The 15,003-nt window shown below is 68.1% G+C and carries 14 protein-coding genes; 7 read left to right on the top strand and 7 right to left on the bottom strand.

Annotation, left to right across the window (positions count from 1 at the left end; all coding sequences use genetic code 11):
* Window positions 1–3: 3 nt before the first annotated feature.
* Window positions 4–612 (top strand): OmpW/AlkL family protein, encoded by a 609-nt coding sequence (locus PVW48_RS05265; RefSeq protein ID WP_012177971.1) that lies wholly within the window; start codon window positions 4–6, stop codon window positions 610–612.
* A 74-nt stretch (window positions 613–686) separates the two neighbouring features.
* On the opposite strand, the gene PVW48_RS05260 is transcribed toward PVW48_RS05265, so the two are convergent.
* The 4 genes from PVW48_RS05260 to PVW48_RS05245 all read right to left on the bottom strand — a co-directional run bounded on the left by PVW48_RS05260 (window position 687) and on the right by PVW48_RS05245 (window position 4,315).
* The gene (locus PVW48_RS05260) at window positions 687–1,025 is read right to left on the bottom strand and encodes a hypothetical protein (protein ID WP_012177970.1); all 339 of its coding nucleotides are present in this window, start codon (window positions 1,023–1,025) and stop codon (window positions 687–689) included.
* Window positions 1,026–1,049: 24 nt separating this feature from the next.
* Entirely contained in the window at window positions 1,050–2,213 is a 1,164-nt protein-coding gene (locus tag PVW48_RS05255; RefSeq protein WP_012177969.1) for an isovaleryl-CoA dehydrogenase, read from the bottom strand.
* 165 nt (window positions 2,214–2,378) lie between these two features.
* Window positions 2,379–3,590 (bottom strand): DegT/DnrJ/EryC1/StrS family aminotransferase, encoded by a 1,212-nt coding sequence (locus PVW48_RS05250; RefSeq protein WP_274580578.1) that lies wholly within the window; start codon window positions 3,588–3,590, stop codon window positions 2,379–2,381.
* 50 nt (window positions 3,591–3,640) lie between these two features.
* Window positions 3,641–4,315, bottom strand: a complete 675-nt coding sequence (locus PVW48_RS05245; RefSeq protein ID WP_274580577.1) for an HAD-IA family hydrolase — start codon at window positions 4,313–4,315, stop codon at window positions 3,641–3,643.
* Between the two features lie 127 nt (window positions 4,316–4,442).
* Here PVW48_RS05245 and glmU point away from each other — a divergent pair, with 127 nt between their 5' ends.
* The 5 genes from glmU to moaA all read left to right on the top strand — a co-directional run bounded on the left by glmU (window position 4,443) and on the right by moaA (window position 10,108).
* Window positions 4,443–5,795 (top strand): bifunctional UDP-N-acetylglucosamine diphosphorylase/glucosamine-1-phosphate N-acetyltransferase GlmU, encoded by a 1,353-nt coding sequence (glmU, locus tag PVW48_RS05240; protein ID WP_274580576.1) that lies wholly within the window; start codon window positions 4,443–4,445, stop codon window positions 5,793–5,795.
* Window positions 5,795–7,615 (top strand): glutamine--fructose-6-phosphate transaminase (isomerizing), encoded by a 1,821-nt coding sequence (gene glmS, locus PVW48_RS05235; RefSeq protein ID WP_274580575.1) that lies wholly within the window; start codon window positions 5,795–5,797, stop codon window positions 7,613–7,615. The genes glmU and glmS overlap by 1 nt, the downstream gene beginning before the upstream one ends.
* A 3-nt stretch (window positions 7,616–7,618) precedes the next feature.
* Window positions 7,619–8,167 carry a pyridoxamine 5'-phosphate oxidase family protein gene (locus PVW48_RS05230; RefSeq protein WP_274580574.1) on the top strand — a complete coding sequence of 183 codons (549 nt, stop codon included), beginning with the start codon at window positions 7,619–7,621 and terminating at the stop codon, window positions 8,165–8,167.
* On the top strand, window positions 8,164–8,865 hold the full coding sequence (locus tag PVW48_RS05225) for a DNA alkylation repair protein (RefSeq protein WP_274580573.1): 702 nt from the start codon (window positions 8,164–8,166) through the stop codon (window positions 8,863–8,865). Before PVW48_RS05230 ends, PVW48_RS05225 begins: the two co-directional genes overlap by 4 nt.
* A 232-nt stretch (window positions 8,866–9,097) precedes the next feature.
* On the top strand, window positions 9,098–10,108 hold the full coding sequence (gene moaA / locus PVW48_RS05220; RefSeq protein ID WP_012177962.1) for a GTP 3',8-cyclase MoaA: 1,011 nt from the start codon (window positions 9,098–9,100) through the stop codon (window positions 10,106–10,108).
* Window positions 10,109–10,199: 91 nt separating this feature from the next.
* On the opposite strand, the gene PVW48_RS05215 is transcribed toward moaA, so the two are convergent.
* Entirely contained in the window at window positions 10,200–10,940 is a 741-nt protein-coding gene (locus PVW48_RS05215) for a glutamine amidotransferase (RefSeq protein ID WP_012177961.1), read from the bottom strand.
* A gap of 47 nt (window positions 10,941–10,987) precedes the next feature.
* Window positions 10,988–12,154: a M20 aminoacylase family protein gene (locus tag PVW48_RS05210; RefSeq protein ID WP_274580572.1), complete on the bottom strand. Its 1,167-nt coding sequence runs from the start codon at window positions 12,152–12,154 to the stop codon at window positions 10,988–10,990.
* A gap of 345 nt (window positions 12,155–12,499) precedes the next feature.
* Here PVW48_RS05210 and PVW48_RS05205 point away from each other — a divergent pair, with 345 nt between their 5' ends.
* Window positions 12,500–13,594 (top strand): YeeE/YedE family protein, encoded by a 1,095-nt coding sequence (locus PVW48_RS05205; protein ID WP_274580571.1) that lies wholly within the window; start codon window positions 12,500–12,502, stop codon window positions 13,592–13,594.
* On the opposite strand, the gene PVW48_RS05200 is transcribed toward PVW48_RS05205, so the two are convergent.
* The gene (locus PVW48_RS05200; RefSeq protein WP_274580570.1) at window positions 13,527–14,810 is read right to left on the bottom strand and encodes a DUF3422 family protein; all 1,284 of its coding nucleotides are present in this window, start codon (window positions 14,808–14,810) and stop codon (window positions 13,527–13,529) included. The two genes, PVW48_RS05205 and PVW48_RS05200, sit on opposite strands and share 68 nt — an antisense overlap.
* Window positions 14,811–15,003: the final 193 nt, after the last annotated feature.

Raw genomic sequence — 15,003 nt, 5'->3', positions numbered from 1 at the left:
CCCATGAAGACACACCTCCTGACGACCGCCGCCGCGCTCGTGCTCACATCCGCCGCCCCGGCGCTCGCGCAATCGGCCGGCGACTGGACCTTCGGTGTCGGTATCATCAACGTGAACCCGGACTCCGACAATGGCTCGGTCGTAGACGGCACGCTGGACGTGGAGGTCGGGTCCGACACGCAACTGTCGCTGACGGCGGAGTACTTCTTCACCGACAATATCGGCCTCGAAATCCTCGCCGCGACCCCGTTCACCCATGACATCGATGTCGGCGACGGCGCCGTCACCGGCGAAACCAAGCACCTGCCGCCGACCGTCTCGGTGAACTACCACTTCACGCAGTTCAGCGGGTTCAAGCCCTATGTGGGCGTCGGCATCAACTACACCAACTTCTTCGAAGAGAAGTCTTCCGCCGGCACGCTGGAGCTGGACGACAGCTGGGGTCTCGCTGCGCAGATCGGTGTGGACATCCCCGTGACCGAGCGCGGCGCGCTGCGCCTCAACGCCCGCTACATCGACATCGAAACCGATGCCAAACTGAACGGGGCGGATATCGGCACGGTCAAGATCGACCCGGTCGTTCTGAACGTGGCTTACGTCTTCACCTTCTGATCTGGTCCGAAGCCGCACATCCCGGGGCGCATCCACGCGGTGCGCCCTTTTTCGCGCCGTGACACAGCCCGTGCTCATGTCTGGGGCCTCTGGGCGCGCTCGCGCCCGGTGAAGGCCAGCCCCCCGTCGCGGCGGATGTAGTAGTCCCAAGCCTCCTGCGTGCCCTGGGGCCGGCAGCGCACGACCAGCCAGACACCGGGATCGCGCCCCGGCACCGCCGCGCAATCGGTCAGCACCGCCGTGCCCTCCCCCTCAAGCCGCGCGTGATCCGCAAGATACTGCGCCGCGTAGTGGTTGATCACCGCCGTCTCGTCCAGCGCCGCGCGCTGCATGCCCAACCGTACCCCGTTCGCCGCCAGGATCAACACGATGATCCCCAGCGGCAGGAACCACAGCCACCGCGGCCACGCCATCGCCTCACGCCCCCGGCCCCATGGTCATGCCATGGCCGCCATCAATTCGCGCCCGACCAGCATGCGCCGGATCTCCGACGTGCCCGCGCCGATCTCCATCAGCTTGGCGTCCCGGAACATCCGCGCCACGGGGCTGTCGTTGAGAAACCCCGCCCCGCCCATGGCCTGCACCGCCTGGTGGGCGACCTTCATCCCCTCCTCGGAGGCATAGAGCACACAGGCCGCCGCGTCCTGGCGCGTCACCTCGCCCCGGTCGCAGGCCTTGGCGACCTCATAGGCATAGGCCCGCGCGGAGTTCATGGCCGTGTACATATCGGCGATCTTGCCCTGCATCAGCTGGAAATTCCCGATCGGCTCCCCGAACTGCCGCCGCTCCGTCATATACGGCATGACCTCGTCCAGGCAGCCCGCCATGATCCCGATATTGACCCCCGACAGCACCACGCGCTCGTAATCAAGCCCGGACATCAGCACCGCGACCCCGCGCCCCTCCTCGCCCAGCACGTTCTCGAACGGCACCTCCACATCCTCGAAGATCAGCTCGGCGGTGTTCGACCCGCGCATCCCCAGCTTGTCGAAATGGGGCGAGGTGGAGAAGCCCGCCATCTCCTTTTCGATCAGAAACGCTGTGATTCCCTTCGATCCCGCCTCCGGGTCGGTCTTGGCATAGACCACCAGCGTATCGGCATCCGGCCCGTTGGTGATCCAGTATTTCGTGCCGTTCAGCCGATAATGATCGTTGCGCTTCTCGGCGCGCAGCTTCATGCCCACCACGTCCGACCCGGCCCCGGCCTCGGACATGGCCAGCGCCCCCACATGGGCGCCCGAGACCAGCTTGGGCAGGTACTTTTCCTTCTGCGCGTCCGTACCGTTCAGCTTGATCTGGTTGACGCACAGGTTCGAATGCGCGCCATAACTCAGCCCGATGGAGGCCGAGGCGCGGGAGATTTCCTCGACCGCGACCGTATGGGCCAGGTATCCCATCCCGGCCCCTCCATAGGCCTCGTCCACGGTGATGCCCAGCAGGCCCAGCTCCCCCATCTCGGGCCAGAGCGCGTTGGGAAACGCATTGCTCCGGTCGGTCTCGGCGGCGAGCGGCTTCACCCGCTCCTGCGCCCAGCGATGGACCATCTCGCGCAGGGCTTCCACCTCTTCGCCGAGATCGAACTTCATGGATGCCATGAACATGGGCGCCCGCTCCTCCCAAAATTGAACGCTTGTTCATTTGTAGGCATGGTGAGGGAGTCTGTCCAGAGGAATTGCGCGCGCCGAGGCGCACGCCCGAAAGGGGGCGCTGCCCCCGTCGCCCTGGCGGGCGCCTCCCCCGGGATATTTATCGACTTGAGCCCTGGGTCATTCCGCCGCCATGGTCCCTGGCAGGCGCCGGGCCTCGTCGGCCAGGATCCGCGCGATCTGCGCGCAATCGGCCTCCGAGAAGGTCAGCGGCAGGCGCAGGTCGAGCAGGGTCGCGAGGACACGGTCCGTGCGCGGCAGGGTCTGGGCCGGGGCGTAGCGCCAGCTGTCATAGCGCGAGGTGAAGCCCACCGGCTCCGCCGCGCCGAACCATTTCAGCTCCACCCCGCGCGCGGCACAGCGCGCCACGAAGGCCGCGATCGCCTGCGGCGCCGCCTCGGGCAGGCGGAACTGGAAGGACGAGGCGACGAATTGCTCTTTCTCGGGCCGATGCGGCAGCGCGAGACCCTCGGCCCCTGCCAGGGCGGTCTCCAGCACCCGGTAAAGCGCGTTCCAGCGCGCCGCCTGCCGCGGCAGGTCCGCCAGTTGCGGCCGCAGGACCGCCGCGCGCAGATGGTCCATCCGGCCCGAGACATTGGGCGTGTCGTATTTCACCCGCTCGAACACCTCCGGGCCCGGCGCGGCCCCGTGACGGGCATAGAGCATGTAGCTCCCCGACAGCATCACCGCCCGCGCCATCAGTTCCGCATCGTCGGAGATCAGCAAGCCGCCCTCGCCGGAATTGATATGCTTGTAGGTCTGGGTCGAGAAACAGCCGAACGCCCCGAAGCGGCCCGTGGGCGTCCCGTCCCAGGCCGCCCCCATGGTGTGCGCGCAATCCTCGATCAGGGTCAGGCCATGGCGGGTGCAGATCGCGCCGAGCGCCTCCATGTCGCAGATATGGCCGCGCATATGGCTCAGCAGCACGATCCGCGCGTCGCCCGCCGCCGCCTTCGCCTCCAGATCGCCGAGATCGAGCACCAGGTCCTCGGTCGTCTCCAGAAACACCGGCACCGCGCCCACCGCCGCCACCGCCCCCGGCACCGGGGCCAGGGTGAAGGCGTTGGTCAGCACCTTGTCGCCCGGGCCCACCCCCAGCGCGCGCAGGGCCGTGCCCATGGCATAACCGCCCGAGGCCACGGCCAGGCAATAGCGCGCCCCGGTCTGCGCGGCGAATTCCTGTTCCAGCAGGCCGACCTCGCCCAACTCGCCCGGGGCCAGGTTATACCGGTGCAACCGGCCCGAGCGCATCACCGCCACCGCCGCCGCGATGGCGGCCTCGGGGATCGGCTCCTGCTGGGTGAAATTGCCTTGGAAGATCTCGTCGGACATATCGGCCCCCTGCCCTGTTGCCCAAGGATTGGACCGATCGAGCCCAGCCGTCAATGGCCGGGATGGAGCCCGGAAAGCACCGCGTCCAGCCGGTCGTAATGATCGAGCAGCGCCTCGGGCGCCAGCTCGGCCACCGCGCGCCCGGTCGGCCCGAAGGTCACCAGAACCGACGGGATGCCCGCCGCGCGCGCGGTTTCCCGGTCGGTCACCGTGTCGCCGATCAGCACCGCGCGCGCCGGATCGCCGCCCACCCGCGCGATGGTCTCGAACAGGGGCGCGGGATCGGGCTTGCGCACCGGCAGGGTGTCGGCCCCCACCAGGGCGGTGAACCGGTCGCGCACCCCCAGCCGGGTCATCAGCGTCTCGGCCAGCCCCGCGGGCTTGTTGGTGCAGATGCCCACCTTGTGCCCCGCGCCCCACAACCGCTCCACCGCCGCCATCGCGCCGGGATAGAGCCGCGTATGCACATCGATGGCCCCGGCATAGGCTTCCAGCAGGACGGGATAGTCCCGGTCCACATCCGCCTCGCTCCAGCCCTGGCCGAGCCGCTCCATCCCCAGCCGCAGCATCGCGCGCCCGCCCGCGAAGGCCGTCGCCGCATCGGCCAGCGGGTCGAGGGGCGCGCCCTGCCCGCGGGCCGCGAAACAGGCATTGGCCGCGGCGATCAGGTCCGCACTGGTATCGGCGAGGGTGCCGTCGAGATCGAAGATCACCGAAAGAGACATGCGCGCGCCTTTCCGCCTGCGGGGCGTGAGGGGGTGAAAAGAACGAAACACCAAGTGACATCGCCCCCGGTTGCGGGGCTTCGGGCTTTGCGTAATAGAACGGGGACCAAAGGTGAAGGACGGATGCATGGGCGTGGCGTTGATCGTGCTGGCGGCGGGGCAAGGCTCCCGGATGAACTCGGAGCTGCCCAAGGTGCTGCACCCGCTGGCGGGCGCGCCGCTGCTGGCGCACGGGCTGCGGGCGGGGGCCGCGCTCGACCCGGCGCGGATCGTGGTCGTCACCGGCCACGGCGCGGCAGCGGTGGAGGCCGCCACGGCGCAGCTGGCCCCCGAGGCCATCTGCGTCCGCCAGACCGAGCAGCTGGGCACCGGCCACGCGGTGGCCCAGACCGCCCAGGCGCTGGCGGGGTTCGGGGGCGATGCGCTCGTGCTCTATGGCGACACGCCCTTCATTTCTCCCGAGACGCTGCTGGCGATGCAGGCGGCGCGCGCGGCGGGCGCGGACATGGTCGTGCTGGGCTTCGAGGCGGCGGATCCCGGCCGCTACGGCCGGCTGGTGACCGACGGGGACGCGCTGCTGCGGATCGTGGAGGCCAAGGACGCCACACCCGACGAGCTGGCCCTCGACCTGTGCAATTCCGGCGTGATGATGGCCGACGCGCAGGTGCTGCTGCGGCTGGTCGCGGGGCTGTCGAACGACAATGCCTCCCGCGAGTACTACCTGACCGACACGATCGCCGCGGGCCGGGCCGAAGGCCTGCGCGCCAGGGTGGTGGTCTGCCCCGAGGCCGAAACCCTCGGCATCAACACCCGCGCCGAACTGGCCGCCGCAGAGCAGGCCTTCCAGGCCCGCGCCCGGGCCCGGGCGCTGGAGGATGGCGTCACCCTCGCCGATCCCGCCACCACCTATTTCGCTTTCGACACGGTGATCGGCCGCGACGCCACCATCGGCCCCCAGGTCGTCTTCGGCCCCGGGGTCACCGTCGAATCCGGCGCCGAGATCCGCGCCTTCAGCCATCTCGAAGGCTGCCATGTCAGCCGCGGCGCCCGCGTCGGCCCCTTCGCCCGGCTGCGACCCGGCGCGGAGCTTGCCGAGAACACCCATGTGGGCAACTTCGTCGAGATCAAGAACGCCACCCTGGCTCAGGGCGCCAAGGTCAACCACCTGTCCTATATCGGCGACGCGGCCATCGGGGAGGCCAGCAATGTCGGCGCAGGCACCATCACCTGCAACTATGACGGCGTCTTCAAGCACCGCACCGAGATCGGCGCGCGCAGCTTCATCGGCTCCAACACCTGCCTCGTGGCCCCGGTCCGCGTCGGCGACGAGGCCATGACCGCGACCGGCACCGTGGTCACCCAGGACATCCCCGACGGCGCCATGGCCGTGGGCCGCACCCGCCAGGAAAACAAACCCGGCTTCGCACGCAGGTTCATGACCATGCTGCGCGCCAGAAAATCCGCGAAAGGAGCCCACTGATGTGTGGCATTGTCGGCGTCCTCGGACGCAACCAGGCAGCCCCCCTGCTGGTGGAGGCGCTCAAACGGCTCGAATACCGCGGCTATGACAGCGCCGGTGTCGCCACGGTCCAGGACGGTCATCTCGACCGCCGCCGCGCCATGGGCAAGCTGGTGAACCTCAGCGACCTGCTGGTGGAAAACCCGCTCGCAGGCAAGGCCGGCATCGGGCACACCCGCTGGGCCACCCATGGCGTCCCGTCGGTCTCTAACGCCCACCCGCACCAGGCCGGGCCGGTCGCCGTGGTCCATAACGGCATCATAGAGAATTTCCGCGCCCTGCGCGCCGAGCTGATCGCCGATGGCGCCAATTTCGAATCCGAGACCGACACCGAAACCATCGCCCAGCTCTGCGCCCGCGAACTGCGCGCCGGGGCCACCCCGGTCGAGGCCGCGCGCCGCACCATCGCCCGGCTCGAAGGCGCCTTTGCCCTGTGCTTTCTGTTCGACGGCCATGACGACCTGCTGATCGCGGCGCGCAAGGGCTCGCCGCTCGCCATCGGCCACGGCGATGGCGAGATGTTCGTGGGCTCCGACGCGCTGGCGCTCCACCCCATGACCGACCGGATCACCTACCTGGAGGAAGGCGACTGGGCCGTGGTCACCCGCGCCGGGGTGCAGGTCTTCGACGCCCGGGACACCGAGGTGCTGCGCCCCGAAACCCATGCCCGCATCGACGGCACCCAGATCGGCAAGGGCGGCCACCGCCACTTCATGGCCAAGGAAATCGCCGAGCAACCCAGCGTGATCTCCGACGTGCTGGGCCATTACACCAAGACCGGCACCCGGATCGACATGCCCGCCGAGCTGCCGGATTTCGCGCAGATCGACCGGCTGATCCTCGTGGCCTGCGGCACGGCCTTCTATGCCTGCCAGACCGCGAAATACTGGTTCGAGCAGCTGACCGGCCTGCCCGTGGACATCGACATCGCGTCGGAGTTCCGCTACCGCAGCCCGCCCATCGGGCCGCGCACCGCAGCCCTGTTCGTCAGCCAGTCGGGCGAGACCGCCGATACCCTGGCGGCCCTGCGCTACTGCGCGGGCAAGGCCGACAACATCCTGTCGATCTGCAACGTGCCGCAAAGCTCCATCGCCCGCGAAAGCACCGTCGCCCTGCCGACCCTCGCGGGCGTCGAGATCGGCGTCGCCTCGACCAAGGCCTTCACCTGCCAGCTCACCGTGCTGGCGCTGCTGGCGCTGCACGCCGCCCGACAGCGGGGCCATTGCGACGACGCAACCCTGGCCGAACATCTGACCGCCCTGCGCGGCCTGCCCGGGCTGCTCAACCTCGCGCTGGGCCAGGAGGCCGAGATCGAGGCGGTCTCCCGCGAGCTGGCCGAGGCCCGCGACATCCTCTTTCTCGGGCGCGGCGCAATGTATCCCATCGCCCTGGAAGGTGCGCTGAAACTCAAGGAAATCAGCTATATCCATGCCGAAGGCTACGCCTCGGGGGAGCTGAAACACGGCCCCATCGCCCTGGTGGACCCCGCCGTCCCGGTGATCGTCTTCGCCCCCACCGACCCGCTCTTCGACAAGACCGTCTCGAACATGCAAGAGGTGATGGCCCGCCAGGGCAAGGTCCTGCTGGTCAGCGACGCCACCGGTCTCGACACGGCCGGCCCCGGCAGCTGGGCTACGATCCAGATGCCCCATGTGTCGCCTTTCCTCGCCCCGATCCTCTACGCGATCCCGGCGCAGCTGCTGGCCTATCACACGGCGGTCGCCAAGGGCACGGATGTGGACCAGCCCCGCAACCTCGCCAAATCCGTCACGGTGGAGTGAGCCATGGCCAGGCAGTTCCCCCGCATCGGCCTCGGCCACCAGGCGATGATCGAGGCGCAGAAGGTCTTTTTCGTCGCCACTGCCGCCGAGACCGGCCGCATCAACCTCAGCCCCAAGGGCATGGACAGCCTGCGCGTGCTGGGGCCGAACCGCATCGCCTGGCTCAACGTCACCGGCTCGGGCAACGAGACCGCCGGGCACCTGCGCCAGAGCCCGCGCATGACGCTGATGTGGTGCAGCTTCGATGCCACCCCGATGATCCTGCGCGTCTATGGCACCGCCCGCGCCGTGCACCGCCGCGATGCGGATTGGGACGCCCTTGCCGCGCTCTTCCCCGGCGGGCCGGAAAAACGCCAGGTCTTCGACATGGATGTCGAGATGGTGCAAACCTCCTGCGGCTACGCGGTCCCCATGGCCGATGAGATGACCGAGCGGGACACCCTGAAGACCTGGGCCGCCGCCCGGGGCGCGGACGGGATCCGCGCATATTGGGCCGAGACCAACGCCGAAACCCTCGACGGTGCCCCCACCGGGATCGAGCGGAACCTGTGACCCCAGAGAGCGCGCTCGCCCTGATCACCGCCCATGCGGACCCTGAAAAGGCCGCGGGGATGGCCGCCTATCACAAGGTGGCGCGCCCCTATCTCGGGGTGCCCGTTCCGGTGCTCGACGATCTGGCGCGCGACTGGCGGCGGGCGCTCGACATCCCCGCCCGGGCCGCGCTGGCCTGCGCGCTCTGGGATACCAATATCCACGAGGCGCGGGTGGCGGCGGCCAAACTGCTGACCCAGGCCCGGCAGCGCCCCGACGACACGCCCAGCTGGGACGCGATCCAGGCCTGGGTGCCCCAGTTCGACGGCTGGGCGCTGGCCGATCACGCCTGCGCGGCGGGCGCGAAACGGCTGGTGGCCGATCCGTCCCGGCTGGATGTGGTCGAGACCTGGACGACCAGCGATCACATCTGGACCCGGCGCGCGGCCCTCGTGATCACCCTGCCCTGGACGAAACAGCGCGACGCCAAACCGGAGGATCTCGCGATCCGCGAACGGGTGCTCGGCTGGGCCGCGGGCTATGTGCCCGACCGCGACTGGTTCATCCAGAAGGCCATCGCCTGGTGGTTGCGCGATCTGTCGCGGCGCGACCCGGACCGGGTGCGGGCCTTTCTCGACATCCACGGCGCCGGGATGAAGCCCTTCGCCCGCCGCGAAGCCGCCCGCCTGTTGCCGCGCGCGGCGACGGAGGAAAGCTGAGGCTGCGCAACGGCTTGCATGGATTGTCAGACAATGTGCCCGACACTTGCCCGACAGGTGCCATACCCTTGCCCGACAGGTATCCGACCGCGGAAATACCGGGGTTTCGCGGGCAGCCGGGCGCGGATGTGTCCGAGATAAAATCCCTATCAGAGAATCATGTTTTCACCCCGCGCGGACCTTGCGCCCCCCCGCCCCGCCCGGTAGCTTTGCGACATTGGGAGGTTGCCTCATGACCACGACACCACTGATCGACCCGTTCCAGCGCGCCATCGACTACCTGCGTGTTTCGGTGACCGACCGCTGCGATTTCCGCTGTGTGTATTGCATGTCCGAGAACATGACCTTCCTGCCCAAGAAGGAATTGCTGACCCTCGAAGAGCTGGATCGCATGTGCTCCACCTTCATACGGCTCGGGGTGAAGAAGCTGCGCATCACCGGCGGCGAACCCCTTGTGCGACGCGATATCATGACGTTTTTCGACCGCATGTCCCGACATCTGGACAGCGGCGCGCTGCGGGAGCTGACCCTCACGACCAACGGCTCGCAGCTGGAGAAATTCGCCGACGGCCTCTACGCTGCCGGGATGCGCCGGATCAACGTGTCGATGGACACGCTGGACGAGAAGAAGTTTGCCGAGATCACCCGCTGGGGCCGCCTGCCCCAGGTCCTGCGCGGGATCGACGCGGCCCAGAAGGCCGGATTACGCATAAAAATCAACGCCGTGGCGCTTAAGGGCTTCAACGAGGACGAGCTCTTCCCGATGGTCGACTGGTGCGCCGAGCGCGACATGGACCTGACCTTCATCGAGGTCATGCCCATGGGCGATATCGGCAACGAGAACCGGCTGGGCCAGTACTGGGCGCTGTCGGACCTGCGCAACACCCTGCGCGAGCGGTTCACCCTGACCGAGCTGGACGAGCGGACCGGCGGGCCCGCGCGCTATGTCCGGCTGGAAGAAACCGGGCAAAAACTTGGGTTTATCACCCCCCTGACCCATAATTTCTGCGAAAGCTGCAACCGGGTGCGCCTGACCTGCACGGGCGAGTTGTTCATGTGCCTGGGCCAGGAGGACAATGCCGACCTGCGCAAGCCCCTGCGGGAATATCCCGACGACGACCGCGCGCTGGAGAACGCCATCCGCGCGGCGATCGCCCTGAAGCCCAAGGGCCATGATTTCGACTATTCGCGCCAGCGCCTCGACGGGCAGATGACCCGGCACATGAGCCACACGGGCGGCTGACCCCGCACGGCAGAGGGGGCGCTGTCCCCGCGGACCTGCGGTCTACACGCCGGAGTATCTCGGCACGGATGGAATCCTGCGGCTTGCCGGGTCAACCGGTTGCGTATCGGGCCACGAAATTCCTGAGAATACGGGCACTTGCGCGCACATCCGCATGCTGGACCCGCGCGATGAGGGGCTCGGCCTCTTCGGGCGGAAAATACCCCTTGTCGCGATAGGCGCGGATGCGCAGAGCCACGCCGTCGCCATCGGCTTCGGGGTGGAACTGGGTCGCGTAGACATTTTGCCCGTAGCGGATCATCTGGAACGGGCACGCCTCGCCGCGCATCAGGTGCACGGCCCCCTTGGGCAGGTCCTGCAACGCCTCCTTGTGGCCGACGAAGGCGTCGAACCGGTCCGGCAGGTCGGCGAGGATCGGATCGGCGCGCCCGGCCTCGGTGCGTTCGCAGGGCACCGCGGCGACGCCCTCGCCATAGCGGCGCTTGGAGACCTCCGCACCCAGGTGATGCCCGAGCGCACCCATGCCGTAGCAGCAGCCCATGAACGGCACGTCGCGGCCCACCACCTCGGGCATGAGCGACAGGATCGCCGCCTCGATCCGCGCCTCGGTCGGTGTTTTCACCTCTGCGGGGTCGCTGATACAGCCCGGCCCGCCGCCGACGATCACGCCGGAATAATCCGCGAGATCAAGCTCATCGGGCAGTTTCTCGTGATCGAGACAGATCCGCTGCGTGTCCTGCGCGCGCAGGCCCGACTTGGTCAGGATCGCGGCATACTCGTCGTCGGACACCTCCGGTTCGGGGCGCAGTTGCAGGATCAGAAACGGCTTCATCCCCGCGAGGTACCCAAGCGGCGCGTCCGGCGCAAGCGCCGCGCGCCTCAGGAGGCGATGGGCAGCCGCGTCTCGACGATCTCGGCCCACCAGGAACAGCCCGCCGGGATCGCCTCGTCATTGAAGTTGTAGGCGGGGTGATGGACCGCCGCCGTGTCCCCATTGCCCACCAGGATATAGGCCCCGGGCCGCGCGTTCAGCAGATAGGCGAAATCCTCGCCCCCCATGACCAGCGGCGCCTCGGCGCAGTCGCCCGAGACCTTGCGCGCGACATCCGCGGCAAACTCCGTCTCCGGCCCGGAGTTCACCATGACCGGGTAGCCCTTGTGATACTGCACCTCGGCCTCGGCCCCCATGGCCTGGGCTATGCCGGTGGCGATCTCGGTCAGACGCCGCTCGGCCATGGCGCGCACGTCCTCGTCCAGGGTCCGCACGGTGCCCTTCAACGCCACCTGCTGCGGGATCACGTTGAACGCGGTGCTGGAGGTCTGGAAGGACGTGACCGACACCACGATCTGCCGGATCGGGTCGGCATTGCGGCTGGCGATGGTTTGCAGGGCAAGGACCACCTGGCTGGCCGCCACGGTCGGATCCACGGTTTCCTGCGGCTTGGCGGCGTGCCCGCCCTTGCCCTTGATCACGATGTCGAACTGGTCCGTGGCCGCGAAGAACGGGCCCGGGCGGATCGCGAAGCTGCCCGTGGGCACGCCGGGCCAGTTATGCATGCCGTAGACCTCTTCGATGCCGAAGCGTTCCATCAGCCCGTCCTCGACCATTTCGCGCCCGCCGCCGCCACCTTCTTCGGCGGGTTGGAAGATCACCACGCAGGTGCCATCGAAATTGCGCGTCTCGGCCAGGTATTTGGCCGCCCCCAGCAGCATCGCGGTGTGCCCGTCATGGCCGCAGGCATGCATCTTGCCCGGCACCTTGGAGGCATAGGGCACGCCGGTTTCCTCGGGGATCGGCAGGGCGTCCATGTCGGCGCGCAGGCCGATGACCCGACCGGAGCCGGTCTGCCGCCCCTTGATGACACCGACGACGCCCGTGCGCCCGAGGCCTTCGACGACCTCGTCGCAGCCGAAGGCGTGGAGCTTCTCGGCCACGATCCCGGCGGTCCGGTGCGTGTCGAAGAGGAGTTCGGGATGGGCGTGGAAATCCTGCCGCCAGGCCGTGATCTCGGGCAGAAGTTCGGCAAACCGGTTCTTGATGGGCATGGTGCACTCCGTTGACGCAGGATGTGTCCTTTAGGTGCTTCGCACAGGCGCAGGCGTCAAGGTGCGACCTGCATCAGGCCGAAAACACCCCCGAACGGCCGGAGACGAATATGACCGACCTGGCGGGGCAGAAACGCCAAAATAAGAATGAGGTTCGCTTAGAAAGCCTCCTTTCGGGAAAATCCTCCAAACCGCGGCGATTTTCGTGCCGACGATCCGGTCCGGGCCAGCAAGCCGGATTCGTGGTCCGACGGACTCTGTCGCCCGAGAGCGCCTCGCGCTTGATTCAGGACCGGTTCCTCGCCTATCTGCGCGAGACTGATCCCCGTGATCCCGGAGACGGCCATGTACGCTGACCTTGGTTTGGACTTTATCGATGTGCGCCTTGCATCCGCCCTTTTCGGGCTTGCCCTGGGCCTGGCCTTCGGTGTGCTCGCACAGCGGACACGGTTCTGTCTGCGCCGGGCCGTGGCAGGTGCGCCCGAGGATCGGCGGAGTGCCGCGGGGGTCTGGCTGACCGCGCTGGCCGTGGCGCTGGTCGGCACGCAAGCGATCGTCGCGCTGGGGCTGGTCGGGTTTTCGGAGCATCGGTTCTTCGTCTCGGAGGTGCCCGTGCTGGCAATCCTCGCGGGCGGGCTGATGTTCGGCGCGGGCATGGTGCTGACCCGCGGCTGCATCTCGCGCCTGACGGTGCTGGGTGCCTCGGGCAACCTGCGCGCGCTGACGGTCGTGTTGATCTTCGCCGTTGTCGCCCATGCGACCTTGAAGGGCGTTCTGGCGCCGCTGCGCACCAGCCTGGCCAGCGCCACGGTCGATTTCGGCGACATGACCGGGTTTGCGAGCCTGCCCGGCGGCGCCTGGGGCTGGACCGCCGTGCTCGCCCTGCTGGCCGTTGCGGTGGCGATCCGGTCGGGCAACCGGCCCGGTGTGCTGCTGCTGGCGGCGCTGCTGGGCGCGCTGGTGCCGCTGGGCTGGGTCGGCACGGGGTATGTCCTTTACGACGATTTCGATCCGATCGCCCTGGAGTCGCTGTCCTTCACAGCACCCGCCACCGAGAGCCTGTTCTTCGTGATCGCGTCCACATCGATCCCGGCCGGGTTCGGCACGGGCCTGATTGCCGGGACGCTGCTGGGCGCGCTTCTGGCGGCGTTGGTGTCGCGCAGCTTCGCCTGGGCGAGCTTCGACAGCCCGCACCAGACCGGCCGCTACGCTGCGGGCGCTGCGCTGATGGGCGTGGGCGGGGTTCTGGCGGGCGGGTGCACCGTGGGCGCAGGCCTGGCTGGTGTGCCGACCCTGAGCTTCGCCGCGACCCTTGCCCTGGTGGCCATCGCGGTGGGCGGGGCCGTGACGGGGCGGCTGCTGCCCGAGGGCGCTACTTCTCCATCCCTTCGCGGATCCGGCGCACAAGGAACCAGACCCCAAGCACTACCAGCGGAGTGACCGCGGCGGTCAGCACCGTCTTGGAGACATCCGCGGTATAGGCCAGCGGGCCGATCAGGTAGATGGCGAGGTTCACCGCGTAGTAGCTGATCGCGACCACGGACAGCCCTTCGACCGTCTTCTGCAGGCGCAGTTGCAGCGCCGCGCGCCGGTCCATGCTTTCGAGCAGCGCCTGGTTCTGGGTCTGGCGTTCCACATCGACGCGGGTCCGGAGCAGCTCCGCCGCCCGTGTCGCGCGATCCGCCATCTGCTGCATCCGCCGCTCGGTCGCCTTGACCGTCCGCATGGCGGGATCGAAGCGGCGCATCATGAACTCGGCGAAGGTCTGCCGCCCGTCGAAGCGTTCCTCGCGCAGCACCTCGATCCGCTGGGTCACCAGCGCCTCGTAGGCCCGGGTGGCACCGAACCGGAACGAGCTTTGCGCCATCAGGTTTTCCAGATCGGCCGAAATCTCCAGCAGGGCGGTCAGCGTGTCCTCGGCGGGGGCGGCGTTGCTGCTCATGCTGCCGACCATGTCCGAGAGCCGGTCGTCGATTTCATTGAGCTGGCCGCCAATGGTCCGCGCGCGGGCCAGACCCAGCATCGACACGGTCTTGTAGGTCTCGATCTCGGTGACCCGTTGCAGGATGCGCCCGACCCGGCGCTTGCCGATGTCATCGCCGACGAAGATCGCGAAGCGCGAATGGCCGCCCGCATCGATGCGGAAATCGCCCGCGATCACCGCGGAGTCGTCGAGCACCTGGCTCACCGCGAGGCTTTCGGGCACGAACCAGCTTTCGAGTTTTGTCTTGATCTCTTCCTTGCTCGGCCGCTCCTCGACCCGGATCAGGGAGGAGCCCATGCGCATGCCGGGCGCCTTTTTCAGCCAATCCTCGGGAAAGACATCGAAGCTGTCGGGATCGAAGGGGCGGGCCGCGGTCCCGTCGACGAAGATCGTGAAGGTCACGAACTCGGTATGGCTTTCCCATTTCAGGGTGTGCTTGCCGATCTGGCCGGAAAAATGGGTCGCCCCGGGCGACGGATGCGGCGCGCCGTAGCGGTCGAGCAGCTCGATCAGGTGCGCGCGGTCCAGGTCCCGGTTGCGCATCGCCGCATCCTGCGGCTGCTTGATGGCGAGAAACACGGCATGGCACGGCGCGGACAATTCCGGGAAAGGCCGCGCATGCAATTCATTGGCCAGCGCATAGCGTAGCGGGTGGTCTTCGATGGCGGGCATTCGGGATTCCTTCTTTGGCTGCAAGATAGGTCCGCGCAGGAAAATGGAAAAGGGAAAAACCCGCGAAAAGAGGGGCTTAGCGGTACACGTCGGTATGCGAGCGGGCGGTTTTGAAACCTCGACCCCGGCACGGCACCACGCCCGCCCGGCGAAGCACTTGAAGCGTCAGTCAAATTTGCCCATCGCGCATGCA

This window comes from Dinoroseobacter sp. PD6 (assembly GCF_028807315.1).
Classification (GTDB): Bacteria; Pseudomonadota; Alphaproteobacteria; order Rhodobacterales; family Rhodobacteraceae; genus Dinoroseobacter; species Dinoroseobacter shibae.
The sequence above is the reverse complement of the archived record's forward strand: the minus strand, read 5'-3'. Positions and strand labels throughout refer to the sequence as shown.